An 8,158-nucleotide genomic window follows, 5' to 3' on the forward strand; every position below is an offset into this window, starting at 1 on the left:
TGAATAGACCGTTACTACGCTTCGCCCGCTTCAAGACAAAAGGTGCTGCACATGTCCACTCATCCCACACATGGTCGTATTGATGGCCACATCGTCATGATCGGTTTCGGATCGATTGGCAAAGGAACCCTGCCGCTGATCCAGCGACATTTCGACTATGATCCTGAAAAGCTAAGTGTGGTCGACCCGAACCCCGAAAGTGCTGCATTTCTGGCCGAACAGGGCATCACGCATCATCAGGTCGCCCTGACGCCGGAAAACTACCGGCAGGTGCTGAGCGATCTGTTTCCTGATGGCAAGGGTTTCTGCATGAACCTGTCGGTTGATACCTCCTCGCTCGATCTGATGAAATACTGCCGCGAGATCGGGGTGCTTTATATCGACACTGTCGTCGAACCATGGGCGGGTTTCTACTTTGACACGACCGACAATGCGGAACGTACCAACTACGCGCTGCGCCAGAAGGTGCGTGACGAAAAAGCGGCCAACCCCGGCGGGCCGACTGCGGTCAGTTGCTGTGGGGCCAACCCCGGTATGGTCAGCTGGTTTGTCAAAGAGGGCTTGATGACCATCGCCAATGATCTGGGCCGCGATGACCCCGTGCCTGAGGATCGCGCCGGTTGGGCGGCGTTGATGCAGTCGCTTGGCGTGAAGGGCGTCCATATCGCAGAACGCGACACGCAGGCGCGCGCCAAGCCGCGGCCCCGCGATGTCTTTGTGAATACATGGTCCGTCGAAGGGTTCATCGCCGAAGGCTTCCAGCCTGCCGAACTGGGCTGGGGCACACATGAGAAATGGATGCCTGAAACGGCCCATCGCTATGACGTCGGCTGTCAGGCTGCCATCTGGTTCGAACGTCCCGGCGCGATCACGCGGGTGCATACATGGTGCCCTACACCGGGTCCGCAGTTCGGCTTTCTGGTGACCCATAACGAAGCGGTCAGCATTTCGGATTATTACACCGTCGGCGACAAATCAGCGCCCGATTACCGCCCCACCTGTCACTATGCGTATCATCCATGTGACGATGCCGTGTTGTCACTGCACGAAATGTTCGGTGCGGGCAGGCCGCAACAGGTGCATGAAATCCTCGAGCCCGATGAAATCGTTACCGGTATCGACGAACTGGGCGTGCTGATCTACGGCCATGAAAAGAACGCGCTTTGGTATGGCTCGCGGCTGTCGAATGCCGAAGCCAAGACCCTTGCGCCCTATCAGAACGCCACCGGGCTGCAGGTGACATCGGCAGTGCTGGCGGGCATGGTCTGGGCCTTGGAAAACCCGCAGGCCGGGATCGTTGAAACCGACGAGATGGATCATATCCGCTGTCTGGAAGTGCAGCGCCCCTATCTGGGACCGGTCGAGGCCCATTACACCGACTGGACCCCATTGCAGGACCGCTGGGAACTGTTTCCAGAGGACATCGACGAAAGCGACCCTTGGCAGTTCCGCAACGTACTTGCGACCTAAGGCAAAGGCCCGCAGCCAAGTGCAGCGCGGGGAGTGCGCCTTGGCACTGGCGTTGCACGGAGCAGGGCGCTAGAACGGGCGAAACGAGACGGGAACGGACTTTCATGGCTGACGGCATTCAACCTCAACCGGGCATTTTGGACATCGCGCTTTATCAGGGCGGTGCATCGCATCTGGACGGAGTGAGCAACGTGCTCAAGCTGTCATCCAACGAAAACCCTCTGGGCCCAAGTGATGCCGCCAAAGACGCTGTGGTGCGCGCCACGCATGATCTGCACCGTTATCCTTCGACCGACCATGCGAGCCTGCGGGCTGCGATTGCCGAGGTCTGGGGTGTTGATGCCGACCGCGTATTCTGCGCCGTAGGCTCCGGTGACGTACTTAAGCTGCTGGCCGAGGCATACGCAGGCCCCGGCGATGAGGTGGTGTTCACCGAACACGGCTTTTCGATGTATCCGATCTATGCCCATGCCTGTGGCGCGACACCTGTGGTCGTGCCAGAGAACGAACGCGTGGTCGATGTCGACGCGATCCTCGCGGCCTGCACCGATAAGACCAGGTTGGTATTTATCGCAAACCCGGCTAATCCTACCGGCACGATGATCGGGCAAGCCGAGGTCGCACGCTTGGCCGAAGGGCTGCCACCGCAGGCGCTTTTGGTGCTGGACGGGGCCTATGCCGAATTCGTCGATGGCTTCGATGCAGGCAAGGCCTTGGTCGAGGCCCGCGAGAATGTCTTTATGTCACGGACATTTTCCAAGATCTACGGGCTGGGCGGCATGCGCGTTGGCTGGGGCTATGGTCCGCAGGCGATCATTGATGTGCTGAACCGGATCAGAGGGCCGTTCAACCTGTCTGCCGCTGCCCTCGCTGCCGCCGAGGCTGCCGTGCGCGATACCAAACATACCGAAAGATGCCGGCTGGAGAATGCCAAATGGCGCGATTGGCTGGCCAATGCGCTGGCCGAACTTGGGGTGCCTTCGGATACGTCCACCGCGAACTTCGTTCTTGCCCGTTTCACCGATGAACAAGAGGCCAACGCATGTGACGATCATCTGCGGAGCGCCGGCATCATCGTGCGTCGGGTTGCAGGATACGGTCTGCCGCATTGCCTTCGCATCACCGTTGGGGACGAAAGCGCCTGCCGCCGTGTGGCACATGCCATCGCTCAGTTCAAAGGGGCCATCTGATGGCACCGGTCTATGACCGGATAGCCTTGATCGGCCTTGGGCTGATTGCATCTTCCATGTGTCATGCGATGCGCCGCGCCGGACTTGCAGGAGAGATTGTTGGCTATGCCCGCTCGGCTGAAACACGCGATACCGCGCGCGAAATCGGGCTGTGCGACGTTGTATGCGACAGCGCGGCAGACGCGGTGAAAGACGCGGATCTTGTGGTGTTGTGTGTGCCGGTCGGTGCGATGGAATCGGTCGCGCAAGAAATCGGACCTGCGCTGAAACAGGGTGCCACCGTCAGCGATGTCGGTTCCGTCAAGCGCACCGTCATTGATGCCGTTGCCCCCCATATTCCGCAAGGCGTACACTTTATTCCGGCACACCCGCTGGCCGGGACCGAACATTCCGGCCCGCGATCGGGCTTTGCCGAACTTTTTGATAACCGCTACACGATCATTGTGCCCGTCGAAGGATCGGACCCTGCGGCAGTCGCACGGTTGGAGACGCTATGGCAGGGCATGGGTGCGCTGACCGATGAAATGGACGCAGATCACCACGATCTGGTACTGGCTGTCACCAGTCACACGCCACACCTGATCGCCTACACCATGGTCGGTGTGGCAGACGACCTGCGCCGCGTCACGGATAGCGAAGTGATCAAATACTCTGCCGCCGGTTTTCGCGATTTCACACGTATCGCGGCCTCTGACCCGGTGATGTGGCGCGATGTGTTCCTCAACAACAAGGATGCGACGCTGGAAATCCTCGGGCGCTTCACCGAAGAACTGTTCGCGCTGCAAAGGGCCATTCGCCAGGGTGACGGCGATCACCTGCACGATTACTTCACCCGCACACGGTCTATCCGGCGCGGCATTATCGAAGCAGGGCAAGATACGGACGCGCCCGACTTTGGCCGCGTGAAGCCCCCCAAGGAGTAAACCCGCAAGTGCTGCACATTTTGCGCAGCACCTTTGTCCTGCAGAGCCTTTACCCTTGCGCAGGCCGGGCCTATAAGCGCGGTCATGTTGCGGCGGATGATCATAAGCATTATTTGCCCGGCGGTTTGAAACGCGCAAACCTGCCGGGAAAAGGTGTCTGCGTGCGCGCACCGATCTCTGATGATATCCCCCAGAATGATTGCTTGAAGGACGCCACCCATGTGCGCCGAAACACCCGAATATAAACAAACCCTGAACCTGCCCCGCACCGATTTCCCGATGCGGGCCGGATTGCCCAAGCGCGAGCCCGAGTGGCTGGCGCGCTGGGAAAAGATCGGGGTCTATGACCGCCTGCGCGACAAGGCCGAAGGCCGCAAGCCCTTTACCCTGCACGATGGCCCGCCTTATGCCAACGGGCATCTGCACATCGGCCATGCGCTGAATAAGATCCTCAAGGATATGGTCGTGCGCAGCCAGCAGATGATGGGCCGAGATGCCCGCTATGTGCCGGGCTGGGATTGTCACGGTCTGCCCATTGAATGGAAGATCGAGGAACAATACCGCGCCAAGGGCCGCGACAAGGACAATGTGGATGTCGTCGATTTCCGTCAGGAATGCCGCAAGTTCGCGGAAGGCTGGGTCGATATCCAGCGCGAAGAATTCAAGCGTCTGGGCATCACCGGCAATTGGGCCGATCCGTATCTGACGATGAATTTCCACGCCGAGCGTGTGATTGCAGAGGAATTCCAGAAGTTCCTGATGAACGGCACGCTTTACCAAGGCTCAAAACCTGTGATGTGGTCGCCTGTGGAAAAGACCGCACTGGCCGAGGCCGAGGTCGAATATCACGACCGGCAGACTGATGCCATCTGGGTCAAGTTCGGGATCGTGTCGGCGGCATCTCCCGAACGCGATAATATGGCGGCACTGGCCAACGAAGAAGAAACGCCTGATGTCCGCGAGGCAATCATGGAAGCCGCGCTCAAGCGCGAGGCGCAGCTTCTGGCGGCAAAGGTGATGATCTGGACCACCACGCCGTGGACGATCCCGCAGAACCGTGCGATCTGCTTTGGCCCCGGTATTTCCTACGGGCTATATCAGGTCACTGGCCGCCCCGAAGAATGTTGGGCGCGGATCGGTGAAACCTATCTGTTGGCTGATGCTCTGGCAGACGACGTGATGTCGGCGGCGCGACTGGATTCGACGATGTACAGCCGCCTGCGCGATGTGCAGCAAGACGAACTTGCAGCATTGGTCTGTGCCCACCCGCTGCGCGGAGCCGAGGGCGCAGAAGGTGAGTGGGACTTCGATGTGCCTTTGCTGCCTGGCGATCATGTGACCGATGATGCCGGTACCGGCTTTGTCCACACGGCCCCCAGCCACGGTGATGATGACTATGCCATCGGGGTCAAGCATGGCCTGCCGATGACCTATAACATCCTTGATGACAGCAGCTATCGCGCTGATCTGCCGTTCTTTGCCGGTGAAAGCATCCTCAAACCCAACGGCAAGCCCGGTGGGGCGAACAAGGCTGTCATCGACAAACTGGTCGAAGTGGGCGCGCTTTTGGGCCGCAAACGGATCACGATTTCAGACGCGCATAGCTGGCGGTCCAAAGCGCCAGTGATCCGTCTGAACCGCCCGCAATGGTTCGCCGCCATCGACAGACCGGTGGGCGACGGGCAGGATGATTACGGCACCACGATCCGCGAACGGGCACTGCGCTCGATCGACGAACTGGTGACATGGACGCCCAAGACAGGCCGCAACCGTCTTTATTCGATGATCGAGGCGCGGCCTGACTGGGTGCTGTCGCGCCAGCGGGCATGGGGTGTGCCGCTGACATGTTTCGTGAAAAAAGATGTACAGCCCTCCGATCCAGACTACCTTCTGCGCAATGCGACCGTGAATGCCCGCATCCTCGAAGCCTTTGAAAACGAAGGTGCGGATGCATGGTACAGGGAAGGCGCGAAAGAACGCTTCCTCGGCAGTGAAGTGAACCACGAAGACTATGTGCAGGTCTTCGACATCCTCGACGTCTGGTTTGATAGCGGCTCGACCCATGCATTCGTGCTGCGCGACCGCCCCGACGGGTCAGAGGATGGTATGGCCGACCTCTACCTTGAAGGCACCGACCAACACCGCGGCTGGTTCCACTCATCCATGTTGCAGGCCTGTGGCACGATCGGCCACGCGCCTTACCGAGGGGTGCTGACGCACGGATTTACCTTGGACCAGAAGGGCATGAAGATGTCCAAATCCATTGGCAACACCATCGCGCCGGAACAAGTAGTCAACCAATATGGCGCGGATATCCTGCGGCTTTGGGTGGCGCAGTCCGATTATACTGCTGATTTGCGGATCGGGGATGAGATCCTCAAAGGTGTGGCCGACAGCTATCGCCGCTTGCGCAACACCATGCGCTATATGCTGGGCTCACTTTCGGATTTCAGCGCGACTGATCGCATTGCGCCAAGCGAGATGCCCGAACTAGAACGTTGGGTGCTGCACCGTCTGGCCGAACTGGATGGCCAAGTGCGCGCAGGCTATGCGCGCTATGATTTCCAGGGTGTGTTTCAGGCCGTCTTTACCTTTGCCACGGTCGAATTGTCGGCGTTCTATTTCGATATCCGCAAGGACGCGCTTTACTGTGATGGCGACACCACCCGCCGCCGCGCGGCGCGGACCGTGCTGGATATCCTGTTCCATCGACTGACTAAATGGCTGGCACCGATCCTGACCTTTACAATGGAAGAAGTGTGGCTGGAGCGGTTCGGCGCGGACGACAGTTCGGTCCACCTTGAAGACTTTGCCGAGACCCCCGCCGACTGGCGCGATCCAGCACTTGCGGCGAAATGGGCCGAAGTACGAAAAGTGCGCCGCGTCGTGACAGGGGCATTGGAGGTAGAGCGGACGGCAAAAGTGATCGGCGCGTCGCTTGAGGCCGCACCGACAGTCTATGTGACCGCGGACACTGCGAAATTGCTTGGTACCGTCAGCTTTGACGATCTGTGCATCACCTCGGACATCACGGTTTCAACCGAACCGGCACCGGAAGGTGCATTCCGGTTGGATGACGTTGCTGATGTCACAGTGGCCTTTGCCCGCGCGGAAGGTGAAAAATGCCAGCGCTGCTGGAAAATCCTGCCGGATGTGGGCACCCACGCCCACCCCGGCGTCTGCGGACGCTGCGACGACGCGTTGAGCTGATCAGCGGCGCGATTTGACCGGGAACACCTGCTGGGCCACACCCGCGCCCAGCAGGTAAACCGAGGTCAGAACCAAGCCCCAATGCGCCCAGCTGTTGGGATAGAAATCTACCCAAGCGGCCCAGCCTGCAAAGAATGTCCATCCCAGTGCCATCGGCAAGGTGACAACGCGCCACCTTTCGGTCCGAACGGGGTGAACGAATTTGAGCGGCATGAACATCGTGACCGCAAGGCTGCCCACCAGCACGAGCGAGACCCAGAAGTTCGGCTGCAATGCAAAGATCACCAGCACGAGCATGTTCCAGCATCCCGGAAACCCTAAAAAGGAATTATCCTTCGTTTTCATACGCGTATCGGCAAAATACATGGCAGAGGCGAAGGTGATGATGATGATGGCGAACCACCCGGTCCAGCCTGGCAGAAGGCCCGATTTGAACAGCGCGTAAGCGGGAACGAACACGTAGGTCAGGTAGTCGATGATCAGATCAAGCAGCACACCATCAAAAGCAGGTGCGTTTGTTTTCACGTTGTATCTGCGCGCCAGCGGTCCGTCGATGCCATCGACAAAGAAGGCAACCACAAGCCACAGGAACATCAGGTCCCATTTTTCTTCGACGGCGGCCAGCATGGCCAACATGGCAAAAACGGCGCCCGTAGCGGTGAACAGATGCACAAGAAGGGCTTTGGTACGAAGTGTCATTATTCTGTCATGGGGGAAAATCGGCGGAGGGGCAACCGATTGTCACGCCTTCGGATGCGCCTTTTCGTAGACCGACATCAGATGCGCGGCATCCACGGCGGTATAGGCTTGGGTGGTCGAAAGAGAGGCGTGGCCCAGAAGCTCCTGGATGGCGCGCAGATCTCCACCTGCGGCCAACAGATGCGTCGCAAAGGAATGGCGCATGGCATGGGGCGTCGCCGTCGCGGGAAGGCCCAATTGCAGGCGGGCCTGTTCCATCACTTTCTGGATTACGCGCGGTGACAACACACCGCCCCGAACGGCCCGGAAAACGGGCTGGTCTTGCGTGGTGCGATAGGGGCAAAGTCGCAGATACGCGTCAACCGCATCACGCGCCGCGTCAATCACCGGCACGATGCGTTCCTTGCCACCCTTACCGATGATGCGCAGCACTGGCGGAAGTGGGACATCTGCACCGGTCAACCCCAATGCCTCTGATATCCGCAGGCCACAGCCATAAAGAAGCGTCACCACAGCGGCATCCCGTGCCGCAATCCAAGGCTCGGTTGATTGCAACTCAACGGTCGCGATCATCGCCGATGCAGCATCCACTTCCAACGGGCGGGGCAGTTTGCGCTGAAACTTCGGTGCGCGGGTCGAGAGGACGGCAGTGGGCTCGAACCCTTC

The 8,158-nt window shown here is 59.5% G+C and carries 6 protein-coding genes; 4 read left to right on the forward strand and 2 right to left on the reverse strand.

From position 1 onward, the window contains the following. Positions 1-51 precede the first annotated feature (51 nt). From R6T97_RS00995 to ileS, 4 genes are all read left to right on the forward strand, one after another. A complete protein-coding gene (locus R6T97_RS00995) occupies positions 52-1,470 on the forward strand; it encodes a homospermidine synthase (protein WP_410347447.1) in 1,419 nt (472 codons plus the stop codon). 104 nt (positions 1,471-1,574) lie between these two features. Further along, complete coding sequence (gene hisC / locus R6T97_RS01000) at positions 1,575-2,660, forward strand: histidinol-phosphate transaminase (RefSeq protein ID WP_410347448.1); 1,086 nt, start codon at positions 1,575-1,577, stop codon at positions 2,658-2,660. Next, positions 2,660-3,583: a prephenate/arogenate dehydrogenase family protein gene (locus R6T97_RS01005; RefSeq protein ID WP_410347450.1), complete on the forward strand. Its 924-nt coding sequence runs from the start codon at positions 2,660-2,662 to the stop codon at positions 3,581-3,583. Before hisC ends, R6T97_RS01005 begins: the two co-directional genes overlap by 1 nt. Positions 3,584-3,802: 219 nt before the next feature. After that, positions 3,803-6,793: an isoleucine--tRNA ligase gene (gene ileS / locus R6T97_RS01010; protein WP_410347451.1), complete on the forward strand. Its 2,991-nt coding sequence runs from the start codon at positions 3,803-3,805 to the stop codon at positions 6,791-6,793. Here the strand turns inward: ileS and R6T97_RS01015 are convergent, their stop codons facing one another. Then, a complete protein-coding gene (locus tag R6T97_RS01015) occupies positions 6,794-7,492 on the reverse strand; it encodes a CDP-alcohol phosphatidyltransferase family protein (RefSeq protein ID WP_410347452.1) in 699 nt (232 codons plus the stop codon). Positions 7,493-7,534: 42 nt separating this feature from the next. Then, positions 7,535-8,158: tyrosine recombinase XerC (locus tag R6T97_RS01020; protein WP_410347453.1), on the reverse strand; the 624-nt coding region annotated here is incomplete at its 5' end.

The sequence above is a fragment of the Yoonia sp. genome (assembly GCF_046498525.1).
In the GTDB taxonomy this organism is placed as follows: domain Bacteria; phylum Pseudomonadota; class Alphaproteobacteria; order Rhodobacterales; family Rhodobacteraceae; genus Yoonia.

What these genes read in the sequence shown, in the direction of transcription:
- hisC (WP_410347448.1), top strand. Translation starts at nt 1,575, where the DNA reads ATGGCTGACGGCATTCAACCTCAACCGGGCATTTTGGACATCGCGCTT.
- R6T97_RS01005 (WP_410347450.1), top strand. Translation starts at nt 2,660, where the DNA reads ATGGCACCGGTCTATGACCGGATAGCCTTGATCGGCCTTGGGCTGATT.
- R6T97_RS01015 (WP_410347452.1), bottom strand. Translation starts at nt 7,492, where the DNA reads ATGACACTTCGTACCAAAGCCCTTCTTGTGCATCTGTTCACCGCTACG.
- ileS (WP_410347451.1), top strand. Translation starts at nt 3,803, where the DNA reads ATGTGCGCCGAAACACCCGAATATAAACAAACCCTGAACCTGCCCCGC.
- R6T97_RS00995 (WP_410347447.1), top strand. Translation starts at nt 52, where the DNA reads ATGTCCACTCATCCCACACATGGTCGTATTGATGGCCACATCGTCATG.